The 21295-nt window shown below is 67.9% G+C and carries 20 protein-coding genes; 10 read left to right on the top strand and 10 right to left on the bottom strand.

Going from position 1 to position 21295, the window contains the following annotated elements:
- Window positions 1-338 precede the first annotated feature (338 nt).
- The 4 genes from AB4Y99_RS11315 to AB4Y99_RS11300 all read right to left on the bottom strand — a co-directional run bounded on the left by AB4Y99_RS11315 (window position 339) and on the right by AB4Y99_RS11300 (window position 3486).
- Window positions 339-743 carry a (R)-mandelonitrile lyase gene (locus AB4Y99_RS11315; protein ID WP_441523377.1) on the bottom strand — a complete coding sequence of 135 codons (405 nt, stop codon included), beginning with the start codon at window positions 741-743 and terminating at the stop codon, window positions 339-341.
- A 29-nt stretch (window positions 744-772) separates the two neighbouring features.
- Complete coding sequence (locus AB4Y99_RS11310) at window positions 773-1393, bottom strand: helix-turn-helix domain-containing protein (RefSeq protein WP_441523376.1); 621 nt, start codon at window positions 1391-1393, stop codon at window positions 773-775.
- Window positions 1394-1511: 118 nt separating this feature from the next.
- Complete coding sequence (locus AB4Y99_RS11305) at window positions 1512-2435, bottom strand: DMT family transporter (protein ID WP_441523375.1); 924 nt, start codon at window positions 2433-2435, stop codon at window positions 1512-1514.
- A 271-nt stretch (window positions 2436-2706) separates the two neighbouring features.
- The gene (locus AB4Y99_RS11300) at window positions 2707-3486 is read right to left on the bottom strand and encodes an SDR family oxidoreductase (protein ID WP_038358683.1); all 780 of its coding nucleotides are present in this window, start codon (window positions 3484-3486) and stop codon (window positions 2707-2709) included.
- Between the two features lie 142 nt (window positions 3487-3628).
- On the opposite strand from AB4Y99_RS11300, the gene AB4Y99_RS11295 reads away from it, so the two are divergent.
- Together AB4Y99_RS11295 and AB4Y99_RS11290 are read left to right on the top strand one after the other, a co-directional pair.
- Window positions 3629-4534, top strand: coding sequence for a UDP-2,3-diacylglucosamine diphosphatase (locus AB4Y99_RS11295; RefSeq protein WP_112763946.1), 906 nt, complete (start codon window positions 3629-3631; stop codon window positions 4532-4534).
- The gene (locus AB4Y99_RS11290; RefSeq protein WP_441523374.1) at window positions 4534-5637 is read left to right on the top strand and encodes a glycosyltransferase family 4 protein; all 1104 of its coding nucleotides are present in this window, start codon (window positions 4534-4536) and stop codon (window positions 5635-5637) included. Before AB4Y99_RS11295 ends, AB4Y99_RS11290 begins: the two co-directional genes overlap by 1 nt.
- On the opposite strand, the gene AB4Y99_RS11285 is transcribed toward AB4Y99_RS11290, so the two are convergent.
- Window positions 5573-7366: a cation:proton antiporter domain-containing protein gene (locus tag AB4Y99_RS11285; RefSeq protein WP_441523373.1), complete on the bottom strand. Its 1794-nt coding sequence runs from the start codon at window positions 7364-7366 to the stop codon at window positions 5573-5575. The two genes, AB4Y99_RS11290 and AB4Y99_RS11285, sit on opposite strands and share 65 nt — an antisense overlap.
- Before the next feature lie 214 nt (window positions 7367-7580).
- On the opposite strand from AB4Y99_RS11285, the gene AB4Y99_RS11280 reads away from it, so the two are divergent.
- Entirely contained in the window at window positions 7581-8426 is an 846-nt protein-coding gene (locus AB4Y99_RS11280; RefSeq protein WP_441523372.1) for an AAA family ATPase, read from the top strand.
- An 8-nt stretch (window positions 8427-8434) separates the two neighbouring features.
- Here the strand turns inward: AB4Y99_RS11280 and AB4Y99_RS11275 are convergent, their stop codons facing one another.
- Complete coding sequence (locus AB4Y99_RS11275; RefSeq protein WP_441523371.1) at window positions 8435-9688, bottom strand: ABA4-like family protein; 1254 nt, start codon at window positions 9686-9688, stop codon at window positions 8435-8437.
- Between the two features lie 104 nt (window positions 9689-9792).
- Here AB4Y99_RS11275 and AB4Y99_RS11270 point away from each other — a divergent pair, with 104 nt between their 5' ends.
- The 7 genes from AB4Y99_RS11270 (at window position 9793) to AB4Y99_RS11240 (ending at window position 18545) form a co-directional block, all read left to right on the top strand.
- The gene (locus tag AB4Y99_RS11270) at window positions 9793-10488 is read left to right on the top strand and encodes a TetR/AcrR family transcriptional regulator (protein ID WP_441523370.1); all 696 of its coding nucleotides are present in this window, start codon (window positions 9793-9795) and stop codon (window positions 10486-10488) included.
- 21 nt (window positions 10489-10509) lie between these two features.
- Complete coding sequence (locus AB4Y99_RS11265; protein WP_441523369.1) at window positions 10510-11025, top strand: SixA phosphatase family protein; 516 nt, start codon at window positions 10510-10512, stop codon at window positions 11023-11025.
- A 13-nt stretch (window positions 11026-11038) separates the two neighbouring features.
- Window positions 11039-12484, top strand: a complete 1446-nt coding sequence (locus AB4Y99_RS11260) for a YcjX family GTP-binding protein (RefSeq protein ID WP_441523368.1) — start codon at window positions 11039-11041, stop codon at window positions 12482-12484.
- A gap of 13 nt (window positions 12485-12497) precedes the next feature.
- Window positions 12498-13514 (top strand): YcjF family protein, encoded by a 1017-nt coding sequence (locus tag AB4Y99_RS11255; protein WP_441523367.1) that lies wholly within the window; start codon window positions 12498-12500, stop codon window positions 13512-13514.
- A gap of 177 nt (window positions 13515-13691) precedes the next feature.
- Entirely contained in the window at window positions 13692-15092 is a 1401-nt protein-coding gene (locus AB4Y99_RS11250) for a flagellar hook protein FlgE (protein ID WP_112763938.1), read from the top strand.
- Window positions 15093-15148: 56 nt separating this feature from the next.
- Window positions 15149-17020, top strand: coding sequence for a flagellar hook-associated protein FlgK (flgK, locus tag AB4Y99_RS11245; RefSeq protein ID WP_441523366.1), 1872 nt, complete (start codon window positions 15149-15151; stop codon window positions 17018-17020).
- Window positions 17021-17027: 7 nt separating this feature from the next.
- Window positions 17028-18545, top strand: coding sequence for a flagellin (locus AB4Y99_RS11240; protein ID WP_441523365.1), 1518 nt, complete (start codon window positions 17028-17030; stop codon window positions 18543-18545).
- Between the two features lie 120 nt (window positions 18546-18665).
- Here the strand turns inward: AB4Y99_RS11240 and flaF are convergent, their stop codons facing one another.
- The 4 genes from flaF to AB4Y99_RS11220 form a co-directional block, all read right to left on the bottom strand.
- A complete protein-coding gene (gene flaF, locus AB4Y99_RS11235; protein WP_441523364.1) occupies window positions 18666-19037 on the bottom strand; it encodes a flagellar biosynthesis regulator FlaF in 372 nt (123 codons plus the stop codon).
- Window positions 19021-19413: a flagellar biosynthesis repressor FlbT gene (gene flbT / locus AB4Y99_RS11230; RefSeq protein ID WP_191124016.1), complete on the bottom strand. Its 393-nt coding sequence runs from the start codon at window positions 19411-19413 to the stop codon at window positions 19021-19023. The genes flaF and flbT overlap by 17 nt, the downstream gene beginning before the upstream one ends.
- A 52-nt stretch (window positions 19414-19465) precedes the next feature.
- The gene (locus AB4Y99_RS11225) at window positions 19466-20815 is read right to left on the bottom strand and encodes a flagellin N-terminal helical domain-containing protein (protein ID WP_441523363.1); all 1350 of its coding nucleotides are present in this window, start codon (window positions 20813-20815) and stop codon (window positions 19466-19468) included.
- Between the two features lie 202 nt (window positions 20816-21017).
- On the bottom strand, window positions 21018-21295 hold a 278-nt coding region (locus tag AB4Y99_RS11220; protein ID WP_441523362.1), incomplete at its 5' end, for a flagellin.

The raw sequence follows: 21295 nt of genomic DNA, 5'->3' as shown, positions 1-21295 counted from the left end.
CTACGATCCCTGTGCGAGGAGCTCGCTGGGAACGGCCGATGGCCTCACGCCTTCGTCCCATGCCCGAGTAGACGCGACAAGGCGATGAGCCGAACTGGCGTCGAAAGGGCTCGCGGCGAAGGATGGCCGCAGGCCCGATAAGCGCGGCCCGGAGACTGAAGAACGCCGATGAGCGGAGCGCCACGGGGCGTGCGGAGGGTGGCTCAATCCCTCCGCGCCGCATCCTGGCTCAATGGAAGCGGCCTATACCCAACCGCGCCTCGCGGCGCTCCGCTGCCCCTCAATGATCAACGCCCGCGCCTGATCACGGGCGGGTGAAGGCATGTGCGTCGCGTGGGTCAGATGGCTTTTGCGGCGTATTGCGCGTCGGTCACCTGTTCGAGCCAGTCGACGGGCGAGCCGTTCAGCTTTTCCTGAAGGGCGATGTGGGTCATCGCGGTCGTCGTCGTGGCGCCGTGCCAGTGTTTCTCGCCGGGCGGAAACCAGACGGTGTCGCCCGCGCGGATTTCCTCGATCGGTCCCCCCTCCCGCTGGGCCCAGCCGCAGCCGGCGGTCACGATCAGGGTCTGGCCGAGCGGATGGGTGTGCCAGGCGGTGCGGGCGCCGGGCTCGAAGGTGACAAGGGCCGTGGCGATCCGCGCCGGCTCCGGCGGGTTGAACAGCGGGTCGATACGGACCGTGCCGGTGAAATATTCGGCCGGCCCCTTGCCGGAGGGCTGCGAGCCGATGCGTCGGATTTCCATGGTTCGCTCCTGCTCGCGCGCGCCGCGCCTTATTCCATCACCGCGGCCTTGAGGATGCAGACCATGAGCGCCGAGCCCGGCTCGTTGCCGACGCAGCGGACGATGTGGCGGCGGTCGCAGCGATAGCGCAGCGTCTCGCCGGCCTTGGCGCGCTGGACGATGTCGCCGACCTCGACCTCGAAYTCGCCGGMGGTSACGGAGAGCGAYTCGATCGAGCCGCGCTGATGRCCTTCGGAATCGAGCTCGCCRCCGGGTTCGGAGGAGACCTCGTACCATTGCAGCCATTCGACCGTCTTGATCCAGCCGACGATGGCGAGCCTGAGCTTGCCGTCCTCGGAGACCAGAATCGGCGTGTCGGCGCGGGTGGTCTTGTCGATGAAGGGCTCTTCCTCGCCGCTGGACAGCACGCGCTCGATCGAGATGTCGAGCGCCTGCGACAGCCGCCAGATGGTCGCCAGCGTCGGATTGGTCTCGTTGCGCTCGATCTGGCTGATGATCGACTTGGCGACGCCGGACTGCTCGGCGAGGTCGGAGAGCGAAAAGTTGTAGGCCTTGCGCAGGCGCTGGATCGTCTTGCCGAGCTGGCCCGAGATGACCTGAGCCCCGGATTCAAGCTCCCGCCCGCCGCGCTCCTTCGTCTCGATTCCCATGAATTCGGCCCCTCCTGCGTATGAGGCCGTTTGTAACGGCGGACGTTCGTTTGAACAAGCGAACAATGCCCGGCATCCGGCGAGGCTGGACCGTGCACCGCCGAAAATGCAGCCGGACTCAGGTCAGGCGGCTGGGGCYGACCTCGCRCTGGGCGCGCCGGGCGAGGCCGAGCTGGYGCTCGCGGAAGATCACGTAGATGCCCGAGGTGATGACGATGAAGGCCCCGATCACGATGGTCTGCGCCGGCCACTCCCCGAACCAGAACCAGCCGATGGCCACCGCCCAGAGCATGGTCGAATATTCGAAGGGCGCGACCAGCGAGGCGTCGCCATAGCGGTAGGCCTGGACGATCAGGATCTGGCCTAGTCCGCCGAGGATGCCGATGACGACCATCATCATCGCATCCCTGGCATCCGGGATGTTCCAGCCGAGCAGGATGGTCGAGAGGCCGAGCAGGCTGGTCAGCAGCATGAAGTAGAAGACGATGGCGCCGGTGCGCTCGGTCGAGGTCAGAAGCCGGACCTCGACCGAGGCGAAGGCCGAGCAGAAGGCGCCGGCGAGGCCCAGCGCGGCACCGATCGCGGCGTTGCTGCCGACGGGGTGCGCGCCGGCGCCCAGATGCGGCGAGAGCATGATGAGGACGCCGACGAAGCCGATCGTCACCGCGGTCCAGCGATAGATCCGCACGCGCTCCTTCAGCACCAGCGCCGCGAGCACGACGACCGCCAGCGGCGCGGCATAGCCGATCGCGACAGCCTCCGAGAGCGGCAGGAACTGCAGCGCCGCGAAGCCGCAGAACATGCCGGTCGAGCCCATGATGCCGCGCTTGAGATGGCCGCGCAGATTGTCCGTCTTCAGGGCTCCCGGCAGCTCGGAGCGCCAGGCGAGCCAGATGAGCAGCGGGATCATCGCAAAGAAGGAGCGGATGAAGACGATCTCGCCGGTGGGATAGCGTGTCGAGATCGATTTGATGCCCGCCGACATCAGCGTGAAGGCCAGCGCCGAGACAAGCTTGAGACTGATGCCGAGAAGAGGGGACAAGGCGGCGGCGCGGCGGGAGGGCTGGGACGGGTTCGGGCGAAACCGCTTCTCCTTAGACCATGTCGAGATCGAGGAGCGAAGCGTGAACTCTGCAACCCGGCTAGGCCATTGGCGTGGGAGCGGGCCGTTCCCGGCGAAAGCGCGTCATTCCCGGGCGGCGCATCGCGCCGACCCGAGAATCTCTTTCCGGAAGAGGCGCAAGAGCCTCCGGGTCGCGAGATGCTCGGGTCAAGCCCGAGCATGACGGGGCCAGCGGCCCGAGGCGCGCGGCTCAGAACGTCCCGCGGAAGGCGCCGCCATCGATCAGGAAGTTCTGGCCGGTGATGTAGCCGGCGTTCGCGCTGGCCAGGAAGGCGCAGAGCTGGCCGAATTCGTCGGGCGTGCCGAGGCGGCCGGCGGGGACCGCGGCGAGCCGCCTTTTCGTCGCCTCCTCGATGCTGATGCCCTGCATTTCGGCCACCTTGTTGGTCGCGGTCTTGATGCGGTCGGTGTCGAACACGCCGGGCAGGATGTTGTTGATGGTGACATTGGCGTGGGCGACCTCGCGGGCGACGCCCGAGAGGAAGGCGGTGAGGCCGGCGCGGGCGGCGGAGGAGACGTCGAGGCCGGTCAGCGGCGTCACCACGCTGGCCGAGGTGATGTTGACGATGCGGCCGAAGCCGCGCGCGATCATGCCGTCGATGACGCGCTGCACCAGCTCGAGCGGTGTCGCCATGTTCTGGACGACGCCTTCCAGCAGGCCCTCGCGCGTCACCTGGCGGAAGGGCTTGGGCGGCGGGCCGCCATTGTTGTTGACGAGGATGTCCGGGTTGGGCGCGGCCGCGAGCAGGGCGTCCTGACCGGCCTGGGTCGAGACGTCGGCGACGACGGCGATGACGGTCGCGCCGGTCGCGGCGCGGATCGCGCTGGCGGTGGCTTCCAGGGTGGTCGCGTTGCGGCCGTTGATCACGACGGTGCAGCCCGCCTCGGCCAGGGCCTGCGCACAGCCGCGGCCCAGCCCCTTGCTGGAGGCGCAGACGATGGCCGTGCGGCCGGCAATTCCAAGATCCATCAGATGTCTCCGTCAGTTTCGCACGCCGTTGTCGGACAGCGGCCGGTCAGCAAGGCTGAGCACGGATTGCTGGTTCCGTCATCAAAGCGCAACGCAAATCAGACACACGCCGCAAACATCGCAACAGCATGGACTGCCGCGCATGAGCGACGAGGACGACGCGAAGCAGGTTCGCAGCATCTTCATCTCGGATCTGCATCTGGGCACGCGCGGGGCGCAAGCCGATCTCGTGCTCGAGTTCCTGCGGGCCTATGATGCACCGAACATCTATCTCGTCGGCGACATCATCGACGGTTGGCGGCTGAAGAGCGGCTGGTATTTCCCGCAGAGCCACAACGACGTCGTCCAGAAGCTGCTCCGCAAGGTGCGCAAAGGCTCGAAGCTGATCTACGTCACCGGCAACCACGACGACTTCCTGCGCGATTTCACCGGCCTGCAGTTCGGCGGCATCACGCTCGTCGACGACATCGTCCACGAGACGGCGGATGGCCGGCGCCTGCTCGTCATCCATGGCGACCTGTTCGACCTCGTGGTGCGCAACGCCAAATGGCTCGCGCTGCTCGGCGACTGGGCCTACACGGTGGCGCTCGGGCTCAACATGGTGATCAACAAGGTCCGGCGCGTCCTGCGCCTGCCGCACTGGTCGCTCTCGGCCTGGGCCAAGCACAAGGTCAAGAACGCCGTGAACTATATCGGCGAGTTCGAGACCTGCCTGGCCGACGAAGCGCGCCGCCACAATGCGGATGGCGTGATCTGCGGCCATATCCATCACGCGGCCTATCGCGAGATCGCGGGGCTGACCTACATCAACACCGGCGACTGGGTGGAGAGCTGCACCGCCTTCGTCGAGCACCATGACGGTCGCTTCGAACTGATCCGCTGGCCGCAAGGGCGCCTCAAGGGCGAGGCGGCCGTGCCGGTCGTCGTGCCGGCCCGGCCGGCCGCCGTGCCGGAACTCGTCGAGGCCGCCCGGAGCATGCTCCAGCCTCTGGAACTGGCCCGCATCATTGGCGCTCAGCCGGAAACGGCGGAACGGAAAGCGCGCTGATGCGCGTCCTAATCGCCACGGACGCCTGGCGGCCGCAGATCAACGGCGTAGTGCGCTCGCTCGAACGGATGATCGAGGCGGCGCCGGATTTCGGCGCGACGGCGGCGGCGCTCACCCCGGACGGCTTCCGGCAGATCGCCATGCCGAGCTATCCCGACATCCGGCTCGCGCTCGCCACCCGCCGCGCGCTCGCGGAACGGATCGCCGAATTCAGGCCGGACCACATCCATATCGCGACGGAAGGGCCGATCGGCTGGCTGACGCGGGCGGTCTGCCTCGCGCAGAAGCGCCCGTTCACCACGAGCTATCACACGCGTTTCCCGCAATATGTCGCGGCGCGCTGGCCCATCCCCGAAAGCTGGAGCTACCGGCTGCTGCGGCGCTTCCATGGTCCGGCGGCTGCCGTGATGGTCTCGACCGCGACGGTCGAGGAGGAGTTGCGCCAGCACGGCTTCGAGAAGCTGGTGCGCTGGGGGCGGGGCGTCGATCTCGACCTGTTCCATCCGCGCCCGCAAAGCGTGCTCGACCTGCCGCGKCCSATCTTCCTCAGCGTCGGGCGTGTGGCGGTCGAGAAGAATCTCGATGCCTTCCTGTCGCTGCGGCTGCCGGGCAGCAAGGTCGTGGTCGGCGACGGGCCGGCGCGGGCCGATCTGCAGCGCTCCTTTCCCGAGGTGCATTTCCTCGGGACGAAGGAGGGCGAGGAACTCGCGGCGATCTATGCCTCCTCCGACGTCTTCGTCTTTCCGAGCCTGACCGACACCTTCGGCATCGTTCTGCTGGAGGCGGCGGCGAGCGGGCTGCCGGTCGCGGCCTTTCCGGTGCAGGGCCCGCGCGACGTCTTCGCCGGCAGCGGCGCGGCCGTGCTCGACGAGGATCTGCGCAGCGCCGCCATGCAGGCGCTCAGGATACAGCCTGAAATCCCGCTGGAGCTGGCGGCGCGGCATAGCTGGACGAGCAGCGCGGCGCAGTTCTACGGACATATCCGGCGTGTGGCGCAGCAGGCGGGCTATCTCGCGCGCGAGGCCGCGAGCCCGGGCCTCACAGCCTTCGGGAACGGGCATGGCGCGGAAGGGCGCGGGCTGCCGCGGCGCCTGCCGGCTTGAGCTGGGCGCGGAAGCCGTCGCGCCGCTCATGCACCGAGGCGATGACGAGGCCCATCGGCACGCCGAGCCCGACCAGCGCCGCCTCCGACAATTGCAGGCTCGCCTCGATCGTCTCCGGCACGGCGTCGTTGACGCCGATCTCGTAGAGATGGCGGGCATGGGTCGCATCGCGGGCGCGGGCGACGATGACGATGTCCGGACGCAAGGCGCGCGCGGCCTGCACCGTGGCGTCGACGGCGCGCGGATTGTCGATGGTGACGATCAGCGCCGTCGCCTCTTCCAGTCCGCATAGCCTCAGGAAATCGGGCTGCGTCGCATCGCCGTAGAAGGCCGGACGGCCTGAGCGGCGCTGGGCGGTGACCAGGGCCGCGTCCGAATCGATCAGGATGTGCGACTTGCCGTGCTCGTCCAGCATCGAGGCGACGAGGCGCCCGACACGCCCGCCGCCGACGATGATGGCGCGCGGCGCGCGATCGTCCGGCGGGAGCACCTTGGCCTCGTCCGGCAAGGTCACCGGCGCGGCGAGCTTCTGGGCGAAATGGCGGGCGAAGCGCGCCTGCAGGGGCAGCGCGACCATGGTCAGCGACACCGCCGCCAGCGCGATGCTGGTCGCATTGCGGTCGAGAAGGCCCGTGGCGGAGGCGTCGTTCAGCAGCACGAAGGCGAATTCGCCGCCGGGGCTGACCATCAGCGCGGTTTCGAGCGCCGTCGCCGCAGACAGGCGGAAGCGGCGGGCGAGAACGAAGATGATGAGGCTCTTGATCGCGACCAGCCCGACCGCAATGGCGAGGATGGCGACGGGGTGGGCCGCGATCTGGGCCGGATTCACGCCCATGCCGACGGTGAGGAAGAAGACGCCGATCAGCAGGGATTTGAAGGGGTCGATCGTGACCTCGATCGCCCGGCGGAACTCGGTCTCGGCCAGCAGCAGCCCGGCGATGAAGGCGCCGAGCCCCATCGAGAGCCCGGCGGCGGCGGCGATCAAGCCCGTGCCGAGCGCGGTCAGCAGCGTCGCGGCCATGAAGCTTTCGGCCGAATCGGTCGAGGCGACGAGGCGGAAGAGCGGGCGCAGCGCCAGCCGGCCGATGACCACGATGGTCGCGATGGCCGCCGCCGCCTGGATGAAGGCCTGCGCCAGACCGGCAACGAGCGAGCCCGAGCCGTTCTGCGCATCGAGCACGGCGATCAGGAACAGCAGCGGAATGACCGCGAGATCCTGGCAGAGCAGGATGGCGAAGCTGGCGCGGCCGGCCGAGGTCGTCATCCGCTTCTTGGCGGCGAGCAATTCGACCACCATCGCCGTCGAGGAGAGGGCGAGGCCGAAGCCGATGATCAGCGCCGCCGTTGTGGGCTGGCCCAGCGTATAGGCGACGAGGCCGATCGCCGCCGCCGACAGGCCGACCTGGCCGAGGCCGAGGCCGAAGACGAGGCGCCTCATCGTCATCAGGCGCTCGAAGGACAATTCGAGCCCGATGACGAAGAGCAGGAAGGCGACGCCGAGCTCGGCCGGCCCGGCCAGCGCCTCCGCATTCGAGACCGTGACGGTGCTGAGCAGCGGCACCTTGGAGACCAGCCCGCCGAGGCCGAAGGGGCCGAGCAGCGCGCCGCAGGCCACGAAGGCGATGATCGAATTGATCTTGAAGCTCTTGGCAAAAGGCACGATCACGCCGGCCGTCGCGAGCACGACGACGGCGTCCTTGTAGACGGAAGGATCGACGGTTCCGGCCAAGGCCTGCCCTTGCGATTCGATGGAGAAGCGGATGCCTCGTCATTCTTGCGATTCGTGGGTGCGATGCACAACCTTCGAATTGCGATGGCGGAGAGAAATTCGCCTTGCGACGCGAGCGCTTAGGCAATGACCTTCGCGCCGAGCGTGCAAATGGCGGTTTTCGCGTTCGGCGCCGATGGGCTAGCGTACCGGCGTACAGTCAGAAGGATCGCTCATGCGTTTTGCCGGCACCGAGAACTATGTCGCGACGGAGGACCTCACCGTCGCCGTCAACGCCGCGATCCGGCTGGAGCGGCCGCTCTTGGTGAAAGGCGAGCCCGGCACGGGCAAGACGGTGCTGGCCGAGGAGATCGCCGCCGCGCTGGGCGCGCCGCTCATCACCTGGCACATCAAGTCGACGACCAAGGCGCAGCAGGGGCTCTACGAATACGATGCGGTGAGCCGGCTGCGCGACAGCCAGCTCGGCGATCCGCGCGTGTCGGACATCGCCAACTACATCAAGCGCGGCAAGCTCTGGGAGGCTTTCGTCGCGCCCGTCCGGCCGGTGCTGCTGATCGACGAGATCGACAAGGCCGATATCGAATTCCCCAACGACCTGCTGCTCGAGCTCGACCGCATGGAGTTCCACGTCTACGAGRCGGGCGAGACCGTCAAGGCGGCGCGGCGGCCGGTGATGATCATCACCTCCAACAACGAGAAGGACCTGCCGGACGCCTTTCTGCGCCGCTGCTTCTTCCACTATATCCGCTTCCCCGATGCGCAGACGATGCAGCAGATCGTCGAGGTGCATTTCCCCGGCATCAAGAAGCGGCTGATGGAGGAGGCGTTGCGCCTGTTCTTCGAGGTGCGCGAGGTGCCGGGCCTCAAGAAGAAGCCCTCGACCTCGGAACTGCTCGATTGGCTGAAGCTGCTCGTCGCCGAGGATATCGGGCCGGAGGTGCTGCGCGAGCGCGACCCGCGCAAGCTCATCCCGCCGCTGCACGGGGCCCTGCTCAAGAACGAGCAGGACGTCTCGCTGTTCGAGAAGCTCGCCTTCATGGCGCGGCGCGAGAGCCGCTGAGCCCAGCTTCAGCCGATGCCGAGCAGCGGACGGGCGTTCAACGCAGCGATGAGTGCCGCTGCGGTGATGCCGGCATAGACCAGGGCGAAGGCTTCGACGCTGCGCAGCGCTGCGGTGCGGCCAAGCAGCGAGGCGAAGAGCGCGAAGGCCGGCAGGATTTGCATGGCGTGCAGCGCCAGGAAATGGCCGAAGCGCAGATCGCCGACGCTGAGCGACCAGCCGAAGACCGGGACGGCGGGCGCCGATGGCGGCAGTGCGCCGACCGTATGAGATCCGGTCGCGCTGAGGACGACGCCCGACAGGATGCCGAGCACGGCGGTCAGCCCGAGGCCGAGGATGAGCGAGCGCCGCATCACCGGCGGGAGCGGCGCGGCGTCCCGGCGGGCGAGACCATAGGCGAGGATACCGCTGGCGGCCGTGAAGAGCACCGCCGCGATGCCCATCGCGGCATAGAGCGCGATGGCGAGCGCGCTTGCCTCATTGTAGTGCGAGGCTTCGGCGCGCGAGGCGCGCCAGGCGATGTAGACGATCTCGAAGGTGAGCAGGGCGATCACCGGCCGCACCGTGAAGCGGCCGAGCCGCGAGCGCTGGAAGGCTTCGCCGGTCAGCGGCAGGATGAGCGCGAAGGAAAAGAGGTAGATCGCGACCGAGATCTCGAACTTCAGCGGCTTGAGCCAGACATTGTCGCCGTTGAACAGGCGCGGATCGAGGGCGTAGGCGAGCGCGGTCGGGACTGCCAGCAGCAGCATCGCGATCCCTGCGGCGGTCAGCCGGGGCTCCCATTCGAGCGCGCGCAGCGGCGCCGGCAGCCGCGCCAGGAAACGCGGAATCCGGTCTTCCGAGGCGATGGCGTGACTCGCCGCAAGAAGGAGGTAGAGCAGATAGCCGACCGGGCCGAAGAGGAAGGTCAGGGCGAGGACAGGCAGCATCGCCCCATGCGGCAGACCTTCGCGTTGCGAGCGGCGCAGCAGCCAGGCGCCGATCAGGAGATCGAAGGCGAGGTAATGCGCCCAGCCGGCGAGCAGCAGCGGCCGCGAGGCGAACAGGGCCGCGACATCGTCGAGCGAGGAGAAGCCGCCGCGCGCCTGATGCCAGTACACCCCGATCAGGACGAGATAGCCGAGCGACAGCAGACTGGGGATGACAAGGCCGGCGAGGAACTGGCCGGCGCGCCAGCGCGGCGTCACGAGCAGCAACAGCCAGCCGCCAACGGCCAGCAGATTGGCCGCGGAAAAGGCGGCGTCCAGCGTCAAAGGTGGCATGACGACCTCCGAACTTGACAGTGTTCAGTTGCGGGACGGTTCTGACTCGCTATCTTGACGTCGTCAAGATTATTTTGACACTGTTAGGATTGGCGGAGTTGCCGATGGCCGAAGCGACGCCCCGGGCCATGCGCGAGCATTATCACCATGGCGCCTTGCGGCAGGCGATGATCGCGGCCGCGGAGGAGGTCCTGGCCGAGCGCGGGCTCGGCGGCTTTACCTTGCGCGAATGCGCCCGGCGGGCCGGGGTGTCGCCGGCGGCTCCCGCGCATCATTTCGGCAATCTCACCGGCCTGCTGACGGCGATCGCGACGCTGGGCTTCGACGATCTCTCGACGGCGATGGAGGCCGCGGTCGCGGCGGCGCAGGAGGCGGGGACCAGCCGGCTTGCAGCGATCGCACGGGCCTATGTCGAAACGGCGTTCGCTAATCCTGGGCGCTTCCGCGTGGTCTTCGGCCAGCGCGGAATAGACAGGGAGGACCCTGCCTTCCGGGCCGCCTCGACACGGGCTTTCGCCATCCTTGTGCGCGAAGTCCGGTTCGGCCGCGGCCTGCCGCCGCTTCAGCTTCGGGACGGGAAACCCAGCGCCGACGCCCTCGATCCCGAGCTGCCCGAGGTCCTGCTGGCCTGGTCGGCAGTGCATGGCTTCTCGACGCTGCTGATCGATGGCGCACTGGATTTCCTGGCGGAAGGCAACCGGCAAGCTTTCCTCGACAGGCACGCGGCGCGGCTGTTCGGGCTCCTGACATCGGCGTTCCCGGCGATGCAAGGGCTCGCAAAAGCGGATGCCCGCGATTAGGTTCGTCGGATGCGACGCCTCATGCTTCTGCGCCACGCGAAATCGAACTGGCCCACCGGCGTGGCCGATCGGGACAGGCCGCTCGCCCCGCGGGGGCGCGAGGCGGCTCCGGTGATGGGGCGCTATCTCGCCGACGAACTGCTGCTGCCGGACCTCGTGCTGATCTCGCCGGCCAAGCGCACGGTCGAGACCTGGGAGCTGGTCGCGCCGATGCTGCCGGAGAAGCCGGCGACGCAGTACGAACCGCGTATCTACGAGGCCAAGCCCGGGGCGCTGCTCTATGTCGTGCAGGAGACGGAGCCCTCGGTAAGGACGCTGCTGATGATCGGCCACAATCCCGGATTCGAGGAGCTGGCGCGGCGTTTGACCGGGCATGGCGACCGCTATGCGGCGGCGCGGATGAGCCAGAAATATCCGACGGCCGGCCTCGCGGTGATCGATTTCGCCATCGAGGATTGGCGCGATGTGGCGGAGCGGGGCGGGCGGCTCGACCGCTTCGTCACTCCCGCATCGCTGGGCGAAGGCCCCGACGAATGAACGTCGTCGCATCGTGAGCGATACCTCCTACATCGATACGGCCCGCAATGCGGCGCTGGCTTTCGGCGACAGCCTGCTCGGACTCGCGCGGCCGCGCCTGCGGCTCGGCGTCACGGGGCTGTCGCGTTCCGGCAAGACCGTCTTCACCACCGCCCTGATCCAGAACCTGATCGAAGGGGCGCGGCTGCCGGTGCTGAAGGCGGCATCGGAAGGGCGGATCGCCCGCGTRCGGCTGGTGCCSCAGCCSGAYCCCGAYRTRCCGCGCTTTCCCTATGAGGCGCAYCGCGCCGCGATGAACGGGCCGGAGCGGCGCTGGCCGGACTCGACGCGGCGCATCTCGGAACTGCGCGTCGAGATCGACTATGAGCGGGCCTCGGGCTGGTTCAAGGGGCCGGCGACGCTGACGCTCGACATCGTCGATTATCCCGGCGAATGGCTGCTCGACCTCGCCTTGATCGGGCAGGACTACAAGAGCTGGTCGGCGCAAGCCGTGGCGGACGCGCGCAAGGCCCACCGCCGCGCGGCCGCCGCCGAATGGCTCGCCGATCTCGCCGGATGCGATCCGGAGGGGCCTGCCGACGAGCTCGCGGCCGAGGCGGCGAGCGAGCGCTTCAAGGGCTATCTGGCGCGGCTGCGAGCCGACCCCGAGGCGGTGGCAGTGACGCCGCCCGGCCGGTTCCTGATGCCCGGCGATCTCGACGGCTCGCCGGCGCTGACTTTCGCCCCGCTCGATCTCGGCCATGATCGCGAGCCCCGTCCCGATACGCTGGCCGGGCTGATGGCGGAGCGCTTCGAGGCCTATAAGCGCGTCGTGGTCACGCCCTTCTTCCGCGACCATTTCGCAAGGCTGGACCGGCAGATCGTGCTGGTGGACGTGCTGGCGGCGCTCGATGCCGGGGCGCCGGCGCTGGCGGATCTTGAAACCGCGCTGGGGCAGGCGCTCGCGGCCTTCTCGGTCGGGCGCAATTCCTGGCTCTCCAGCCTGTTCGCGCCGCGCATCGAGCGCGTGCTCTTCGCCGCGACCAAGGCCGACCATATCCATCATTCCAGCCATGACCGGCTCGCGGCGGTGATGTCGCTCCTGGTGTCGCGCGCGCTGACGCGGGCGCAGGGCGCCGGCGCGCAGGTCGAGGCGATGGCGCTGGCCGCCGTCAGGGCGACCCATGAAGTGCGCATCCGGCAGGGGCGCGAGGAATTGCCGGCCATCGCCGGCGTGCCGGAGGCGGGCGAGGAGATCGACGGGCAGGTCTTCGACGGCATCACGGAGGCTGCGATCTTTCCCGGCGAATTGCCGGAGCGGCCCGACGCGATCTTCGACCCGAAGGCGCGTTGGCAGATCAGGGCGCCGCGCTTCCGCCCGCCGCTGGTCGAGCCGGATGCAGGGGGGCGGCTGAAGCCGCCGCCGCAGATCCGCTTCGACCGGGCGCTCGAATTCCTGATCGGCGACAAGCTGGCCTGAGGAGGGCGCGGCGATGACGAAGGCACCGCGAGCGATCCTTCTGGGCGAGAAGGCGGCCCATGAGGTGGACGTCGATGACGGCGTGATCCGGCAGGGCGATGTCGCCATCCTGCCCGAGAGCGAGCCGGTCGATGCGGCCGAGCCGGCGGCCGTGCCGGTGGCGAAACGAGCTTTTTCCTGGGGCTCGCTCTTCGTTGCCGGCCTGTCCGGCTTCCTGGCGCTGGCTGCCGGTGTCTGGGTCCAGAACACGATCTCGGCGCTGATGAGCCAGAACCCGGCGCTCGGCTATGCCGCGCTCGCCTGCGCAGCCATCGCGGCCCTTGCCTTGCTGGTGATGCTGGTGCGGGTGCTGCGCGACATCCTGCGCGAGCGCAAGGTCGAGTCGTTGCGCCAGCGCGGTGCGGATCTGCTCGTCGGCGGGACGACGGACGATGCCAAGGCGCTCGCCGGCGAACTCGTCGGCCTCTACAAGGGCCGGGCGCAGACGGCGAAGGGCCGGGGCGAGCTCGAAGAGGCGTTGCCGCAGCTTTTCGCGCCGCGCGATGTGCTCACAGTGGCCGAGCGCAGCCTGCTCGCGCCGCTCGACAGCCAGGCAAAGGCGCAGATCGCGATCGCGGCGCGCAGGGTTTCGCTGGTCACGGCGGTGAGCCCGCGTGCGCTCGTCGACGTGCTCTTCGTCCTCGTCGCCTGCGCGCGGCTGCTGCGTGCCATCGCCGGCATCTATGCCGGGCGGCCCGGCACGCTCGGCCTGTTCAGGCTGGCGCGGCAAGTGCTCAACCATCTCGTGCTGACCGGCGGCATGGCGGCGGGCGATGCGGTGATCCAGCAGGTGCTGGGGCAGGGGCTCGCGGCGCGCCTTTCCGCCAAGCTCGGCGAAGGCGTCATCAACGGCATGCTGACCGCCCGGATCGGGCTCGCAGCGCTCGCGGTCTGCCGGCCGCTGCCCTTCGTCGAGGCCACGCCGCCAACGCTGTCGGACGTCGCGGGCGATCTCGCCTCCTGGCGCGGCGGCAAGGCAGAGGCGGAATAGACCCGGCAGAATCTGCCGGGGATGGGCGAATCTGCCCGGCGCGGACTGCCACGAAACCTCCTGTAAACGATCTAACTCACTGAAATGAAACGACCATGCCGGTGGCATGGCGCGTGCAGACTTCGCCGAGAGTTGTGGGCTGCCCCCAAGGGGCATGCCGGTCCAGGCGAGGGTTCCATGGGTGTTTTCAGTGCGCTGACGACAGCGGTTTCGGGCATGCAGGCGCAGTCCTATGCGCTGGAGAACATTTCCGGCAACATCGCGAACTCGCGGACGACCGGCTACAAGCGGGTCGATACGACCTTCGCCGACCTGGTGCCGGATTCCGCGCTGAACCGCCAGACCGCCGGCTCGGTCGCCGCCTTCAGCCAGGCGACCAACTCGATCCAGGGCGATCTCAACGCCACGCGGATCGACACCAACGTCGCGATCAACGGCGACGGCTTCTTCGTGGTCGATCAGCGCAAGAGCGGCGTCGGCGCCAACACCCTGTTCGCCAACCAGAACCTCTACACCCGCCGCGGCGATTTCGACTTCGACGCCAATGGCTATCTGGTCAACGGCGCGGGGTACTATCTCAAGGGCCAGAAGATCGACCCGGTGACGGGCCAGCTCATCGGCACCCAGCCGGAGGTCCTGCGGATCACCAAGGACCAGTTCCCGGCCAAGGCCACGACCTCCATCGAGTACAGCGCCAACATCCCCGCCTATCCGAAGACCAACACTGCCGACAGCACCGTTCCCGGCTCCGAACTGCTGAACCCGGCGAGCTTCCCCACGAGCAATCCGCTCGCCACACCGGCCGGCACCGGCCTCGTCGTCGGCAGCGAGATCACCAGCTTCCTCAGCCAGTCGATTCCCGGCGGCTCGGTCACGGTCTACGACTCGCTCGGCAAGGCGACCAATGTCGAGCTGCGCTGGGCCAAGACGACGAATGCCTCCGCCGGTCCGCCGGCCACGGTCGACACCTGGAACCTCTTCGTCGCTGAAAATACGGGCGCGACCGGCGGCGCCGTGGCCTATCGCAACGCCAATGTGAACGTGACCTTCGATGCGACCGGCAAGATGGCGCTGCCTGCCGGCGGCACCATTCCGCTGCCGAACATGACGATCGGGGGCAACGCGATCACCGGCATCCAGCTCACGACCGATGGCGGCACCGCCCTGACCCAAAACGGCGACGTCAGCGGCCAGATCGATGCCCGCAGCATCCGGCAGGATGGCTACACGGCCGGCACGCTCGACCGCGTTTCGGTCTCGGCCGAGGGCCAGGTCATCGGCACCTTCTCGAACGGCCAGGTCGTCGCGATGGCACAGATCGCGGTGTCGCGCTTCAACGCCGACAACGCACTCAAGCGCCTCGACGGCGGTGCCTATGAGGAGACGATCGAGTCGGGTCCGCCGATCGTCGGGCTGGGCACCTCGCAGCTCGTGGGCGGCAGCGTGGAGCAGTCCAACACCGACATCGCCGACGAGTTCTCGAAGATGATCGTCACCCAGCAGGCCTATTCGGCCAACACCAAGGTCATCAGCACCGCGCAGGAGATGCTGACCGCGGTGTTCAACATCATCCGCTGACCGGCACGTCCGCGAAGGCGGTCCAGGAGGGCCGCCGATAACGACAGGAGTTGACGATGGGGCTGAGCACCTCCCTCAATACGGCGATCGGCGGGCTCAACGCCACCCAGGTCGGCATCGGCGTCGTCTCGCAGAACGTCGCCAATGCCGGAACGGCCGGCTATGTCCGGCGCGTCGTCTCGAACACCGACAGCCTGTCGGGGCTGACCATCGGCGTGCAGAGCACGCAGGTGCAGCGCCTGCTGGACACGATCGTCCAAAGCCAGCTCTGGCAGGAATCGGCGGGGTCCGGATACACCTCCACCCGCGCGGGCGCGCTCTCCAATCTCGACCAGCTCTATGGCGCGCCGGGCAGCTCGACCGCGCTCGATACGATCTACAACAACTTCACCAGCGCCCTGCAGGGCCTGCAGAACGATCCTTCGTCTTATAGCCTGCGCTCGCAGGTGCTCGACGCCGCCAACACGCTGGCGAAGCGACTCAACGGGCTGTCCGATGGCGTGCAGGCCTTGCGCAGCCAGGCCGAGGCCGGCATCGGCGCCTCCGTGACCCGGGTCAACGACCTGCTCGGCGCGCTGACCAAGGTCAATGCCCGCGTCGTCGCCGCCCCGCACGACAACGCGACGGCAGCCCTCAAGGACCAGCGCGACCTGATCCTGTCCGAGCTGTCGCAATATGTCGACATCAAGACGACCGAGGATGCGCGCGGTTCGATCAGCGTGGTCACCGGCTCGGGCACGCAGCTCTTCGACGGCCAGGCCGCGGTCACCTTCAGCTTCGACCAGCATTCCGATCTCCAGCCCGGCGATCAGTGGAGTTCCGATCCGACGAAGCGCGGCGTCGGCACGATCACGATGAAGGACGCCTCCGGCAACATGTCGGACGCGATCGCCAACAACGTGTTCAGGTCGGGCTCGATCGCCGCCAATATCGAGCTGCGCGACAAGTCGCTGGTGCAGGCCCAGGCCCAGCTCGACGAGATCGCCGCCCAGATGTCGAAGGCGCTCTCCGACCGCGAGATCGCGGGTACGCCCGCGACGGCGGGCGCTGCGAGCGGTTTCGACGTCGATATGACCGGCCTCCAGGCGGGCAACGCGATCACGCTCGACTACAAGGTCACGCCCGGCGGGCAGACCCAGCGCTTCACCTTCGTCAGGGTGGATTCCGCGGCCTCGCTGCCGCTGCCGGCCTCGGCGGGCGGCGACGCCAACAACCGCGTCGTCGGCATCGATTTCTCGGGCGGCCCGGCCTCCGTCGCGGCGCAGATCCAGGCGGCGGTCGGACCCGGCTTCACCGTCTCCAACACCGGCTCGACCCTGCAGATCCTCGACGACGGCGCGGCCGGCACGCGCGACGTGGTCGGGCTCACGGCGCGGCCGACCAATACGGCGCTGTCATCGGCGGGCGGCACCGCCGAGCTGCCGTTCTTCGTCGACGGCTCGGCCGCCAAGGCCTTCACCGGCTCCTATGACGGCGGCTCGCAGACGGTCGGCTACGCCTCGCGCATCACGGTCAATCCCGGGCTGATCGCGGACCGCTCGCTGCTGACGGTCTACAGCACCAACCCGGCGACGGCGCAGGGCGACGCGACGCGCCCGCAGCTCATGCTCGAGCGCCTGACCAAGAGCCAGCGCGCCATCACCAACGCGACCGGCCTGGACGGCGGCACGTCGACGTCCAGCAGCACGGTCGGCAATCTCGTGCAGCGCGTCATCTCCACGCAGGGGCAGGCCGTCGAGAACGCGAAGCGGCTCGACGAGGGCCAGCAGGTCGCGCTGGCCTCGATCCAGAGCCGCTTCCAGCAGACCGCGCAGGTCAATGTCGACCAGGAAATGTCGCAGCTCATCGAGCTCCAGAACGCCTATGCCGCCAATGCCCGCATCATCTCCACGGTCAAGGAGATGATGGACATGCTGATGAGAGTGTGAGGCTGCCATGACCATCAACGCCTACGGCACCGGCGCCTATCGCGCTGCCAGGACCTCGGACTTCGTCTCGCAGCGCGCGCAGTTCGACGATCTGCAGCGCCAGCTCGCGACCAAGGAGCGCAGCACCAGCTATGGCGGGCTCGGCGCCGACCGCACCGTCAGCCTGGACCTCAACGCCAAGATCACCACGCTCGATTCCTGGCTGGACGGCATCCAGCTCTCCAATACCAATCTGAAGCTCATGTCGAACGCGGTCAGCAACTTCGCGACGATGACGAGCGAGAGCCGCAACGACATGCGCTCGAACACCTATCTGGCGAGCTCGACCGGCCAGACCGCGCCGCAGGTGCTCGCGCAGGAAAAGTTCAAGCAGACGCTCGACCTGCTCAACACCAACGTCAACGGCCGCTACCTGTTCTCGGGCAAGACGTCGGATGTTGAGCCGGTGGCGGGCTTCGACGAGATCATGAATGGCGACGGTGCCGGCAAGGCCGGGCTGAAGCAGCTTATCGACGAGCGGCGCCAGGCCGATCTGGGCTCCGGCCTCGGCCGGCTGACCGCGGGAGGCGCCGGGACGACCGCGACGATCTCCGAGGAGGCGACGGTCCACCCCTACGGGTTCAAGCTGGCGAGCGCGGCGACGAGCTCGGCCGGGATCACGACGACGCTGAACGCCGGCCCGCCCGCCGATCTCTCGATCAATGTCGCCGCCCAGCCGGCGGCCGGCGAGACCGTGACCATCGGCCTCAACCTGCCGGACGGCACGACCACCACGATCAAGCTGACCGCGCGCGCGAACGGCTCGCAGGGCTCGGACACGAACAGCTTCGAGATCGGTGCCGATACCAATGCCACGGCCGCCAATCTCAGGACGGCGATCTCGGCCGCGCTGGGGCAGGAGGCCAAGACCACGCTCTCGGCCGCCTCGTCCCAGGTTGCCGCTCAGGACTTCTTCGCCGGCAGCCCGAGCAATCCGCCCAAGCGCGTGCCGGGCCCACCCTTCGACACGGCGACGGCGCCGCCGACCAATGCAGGCGCGGCCGCGACCACCGTGATCTGGTATCGCGGCGACGACGGCTCGGACCCGGCGCGCGGCACCTCGACCGTGCAGGTCGACCAAGGGCAGATCGTCGGCACCGGCGCCCGCGCGAACGAGCAGACGTTCCAGGTGGGGCTTGCCCAGTTCGCGATCATGGCGGCCGAGACCTTCCCGGCCGACGATCCCAATTCGCAGCCGCGCTACGAGGCGATGGCGGCGCGGGTCAGCGACAAGCTCGGCTTCGGCGGCACGACGCAGAAGCCGGCCGAGATCATCACCGAGCTCGGCTCGGCCCAGACGGCGCTCGACCGTGCCAAGGATCGCCATCAGAGCACCAAGGACTACCTGACCACGACCTTGTCCGGGGTCCAGAACGTCACCACCGAGGAGGTGGCGACGCAGATCCTCGCCCTGCAGACGCAGCTCCAGGCGAGCTATCAGGTGACCTCGATGCTCTCGAAGCTGACCTTGACGAATTATCTCTGAGCCGCGTCCGGTCCTGCGCTGGGCCCTCGTCGCGCGACAAGACGAAACCGCCGCCTCCGGGTCCGGAAGCGGCGGTTTCGTCAGTTCTGAGGCCGGTCGTGGCCGTGGAGACAGGCGCTCTCAGCGCCCGCGCAGTCCTGCGGCGATGTCGCGGTTGATGTTGACCAGAATGCCGAGGCCCTGCGRCTGCGGGTCGGCTGCGATCTTGAAGGTCTGGTTGAAGATGAAATTCGCCAGGCCGAGGATGTTGGTCTTGATGCCGACCGGCAGCGGGTTGTCCTCGGCGATCACCGCCGAGACGAGCAGGGTCCAGAGCCGACGGTTATAGGTCAGCGCCTCGTCGAGGTCCTGCTCGCGGGCGTGCCAGTCGTCGGCGACGGCCTGCAGCCGGGTTGCGGCCTTGATCAGCAGGGAGGCTTCGAGTTCGCGGGGTGAAACGACGGATTGGGCCGTCTTGGCAGCGGCGGCGTAGGCGTTAAACCCGTTTTGCATGCTCGATCAGTTCCGCTTCGTAGGCGATCAGTTTCTTGGCGGCCTTGAGAGCTTTGTAGAGGTCGTCGCTTAAGATGCGGTTATTGATCTCGTGAATATGCGGCAGAGCGCTGGGAGCCGCCTGGACGAAATCGCGCACGAGCTGGAAGAACACCTCGTGCTGAAGCGTCGGATCCTGGGCGAGATACATCAACTGGATCGCGAAATAGATCTTCTTCGCCGGGCTGTCCGCGGTCGCGGCCGTGAGAATGTCCTTTTCGCGCAGGATCGGGGCGTCGCCCTCGATGAAGAAGCGCGTGCGCTGCTCGTCGTTGCGGATCACCACCTGACCGATGATGATGCGCTCGCGCGGCTTGAGCTCGACCTTGAGAGCCATGTCTGTCCTGCCTTCTGGCCGAGGGGAGAGGGGCGAAGCGAACCCGGAGGCGTCAGCCGAACAGGCGCAGCACGCCCTGGTCGGCCTGGTTCGCCAGCGAGAGCGCGGTCTGCGAGAGCTGCTGGCGGGTGTTGAGCGCCAGCAGGCTCGCGCCTTCCTCGTTCGGGTCGGCCAGCACGAGGTTGCCCGCGCCGGTGGTCAGGACGTTGGCCAGTTCCTTGGTGAAGTCCTGACGGGTCTGGGCGACTGAGAGGTTGGAGCCCAGCGTCGAGGAGAGCGACTTCAGCGAGGTGATCGCGCCGGTGAGGGCGGCGGTGGCCTTGTCCAGATCGGCGTCGTTCTGGAAGTTGATGAAGCCTGCAAGCTGCGTGTTGATGGCCTGCGGGATGCCGAGATTGTCCGAGGTCAGGTTCGWGCCCTGRAYRTCGAGCTTGGTCTGGTTCTTGCCGGTCTTCTCGTTGAACTGGATCGAGAGGCGGTCGCCSKSSAGCAGGTTGATGCCGTTGAAGCYCGAATCCTTGGCSAGRTCGTCGATCTTGYTGCGCAGATCGTTGTACTGGTCGATCAGGTTCGAGCGGACGGCCGAGGTGAYGCCCGACGAGGCCGCGCCGGTGGTGCGGTCGGCRGCGGCAAGGCCGAAGGCCGTGTTGGMGGTGCCGGTCGAGGCGGCGGTCGTCGCAGCCGCGGCGCCGACGCCGGTGCCGATGCCGACGCCGAGCTGTTCGGAGCCGTTGCCCTTGATGTTGAGCAGGCCCTTTTCGTCGACGAAGGCCGAAGCGACGCCCGAGGTGTTGATCGCGTTGACCACGTCGCGCATCGTCGTGTTGGCGGTGAGTGCGATGGAGACGTTGGTCGTCGAGGTCGGTGCGGCCGGGTTGGTGACGATCTGGATCGTCAGCGTGTCATTGTTGGCCGGGGTCGTGTCGATGCCGAGGCTACCCGGCGACGACGCGGTCGCTGCGGCAGGGGCCGCAGCGCCGTTGGAGCCGATCCGCTTGTCGAGGGCGATGTCCTTCAGGCTCTTGTTGGTCGCAAGCTGTTCTCCCGCGGTCGCGAGCGTCGTACCGGTTCCGACGACGGTCGGGCGGTTCTGGGCGGCGTCAGCCTGGGCCTGCTTCACCGTCGACTGCAGCGACTGGACCAGCTTGGTGATGCCGTCGATGCCCTTGGAGGCAGCCTGAATGGTCTGAATGCCGTTCGAGATGCCGTCGAGCAGGCCGGTGAGCTGGCTCGAACGATCATTCAGCGAGAGGGCGGTGAAATAGTTCACCGGGTTGTCGATCGCGGAATTGACCTTCTTGCCGGTGGCGAGGCGGTTCTGGATCACACTCTGCTGCGCCGTGGTCTGCTGCAGCGTCAGCAGGTTGTTGCGAACGCCATTGGAAAGGATCGTGCTGGCCATCTTCGGTCCCCTGAACGCGCGACTCCGGCGCGATGCAACCTGATTTCAGGGGTGATCATCACTCGTTAGGGATAATAAAAAGTTAATCCTGGGGTCAGCCGCGTGACCGCGACCCAAACAGAAAAACGGCGGAGCCGAAGCTCCGCCGCTCTTTGACTTCGTCCCGCGTCCTGCGGGCGGATCCGCTTCTGCGGACCGAAGATCAGAACAGACGCAGGACGCCCTGGTCGGCCTGGTTCGCCAGCGAAAGGGCGGTCTGAGCGAGCTGTTGACGGGTCTGCAGCGCGAGCAGGGAGGCGGCTTCCGAGTTGGCGTCGGCATTGGTCAGGTTGTCGGCGCCGGTGGTCAGGACGTTCGTCATATCCTTGGTGAAGTCCTGACGGGTCTGGGCGACCGAGAGGTTGGCGCCGAAGGTCGACGACAGCGACTTCAGCGAGGTCAGCGCGCCGGTGAGCTGCTTGCTGGCGGTGGCTGGCGGTG

This window comes from Allobosea sp. TAB14 (assembly GCF_052113865.1).
GTDB classification, from domain to species: Bacteria; Pseudomonadota; Alphaproteobacteria; order Rhizobiales; family Beijerinckiaceae; genus Allobosea; species Allobosea spartocytisi.
Note: the sequence above shows the minus strand (reverse complement) of the source record. Positions and strands in the feature narration are given on the sequence as shown.

Excerpts from the sequence above, each read along its gene's own strand:
- AB4Y99_RS11315 (WP_441523377.1), bottom strand. The coding sequence starts at position 743 with ATGGAAATCCGACGCATCGGCTCGCAGCCCTCCGGCAAGGGGCCGGCC.
- AB4Y99_RS11300 (WP_038358683.1), bottom strand. The coding sequence starts at position 3,486 with ATGGATCTTGGAATTGCCGGCCGCACGGCCATCGTCTGCGCCTCCAGC.
- AB4Y99_RS11295 (WP_112763946.1), top strand. The coding sequence starts at position 3,629 with ATGAGCGACGAGGACGACGCGAAGCAGGTTCGCAGCATCTTCATCTCG.
- AB4Y99_RS11275 (WP_441523371.1), bottom strand. The coding sequence starts at position 9,688 with ATGCCACCTTTGACGCTGGACGCCGCCTTTTCCGCGGCCAATCTGCTG.
- AB4Y99_RS11270 (WP_441523370.1), top strand. The coding sequence starts at position 9,793 with ATGGCCGAAGCGACGCCCCGGGCCATGCGCGAGCATTATCACCATGGC.
- AB4Y99_RS11265 (WP_441523369.1), top strand. The coding sequence starts at position 10,510 with ATGCTTCTGCGCCACGCGAAATCGAACTGGCCCACCGGCGTGGCCGAT.
- AB4Y99_RS11255 (WP_441523367.1), top strand. The coding sequence starts at position 12,498 with ATGACGAAGGCACCGCGAGCGATCCTTCTGGGCGAGAAGGCGGCCCAT.
- AB4Y99_RS11250 (WP_112763938.1), top strand. The coding sequence starts at position 13,692 with ATGGGTGTTTTCAGTGCGCTGACGACAGCGGTTTCGGGCATGCAGGCG.
- flgK (WP_441523366.1), top strand. The coding sequence starts at position 15,149 with ATGGGGCTGAGCACCTCCCTCAATACGGCGATCGGCGGGCTCAACGCC.
- AB4Y99_RS11240 (WP_441523365.1), top strand. The coding sequence starts at position 17,028 with ATGACCATCAACGCCTACGGCACCGGCGCCTATCGCGCTGCCAGGACC.
- flbT (WP_191124016.1), bottom strand. The coding sequence starts at position 19,413 with ATGGCTCTCAAGGTCGAGCTCAAGCCGCGCGAGCGCATCATCATCGGT.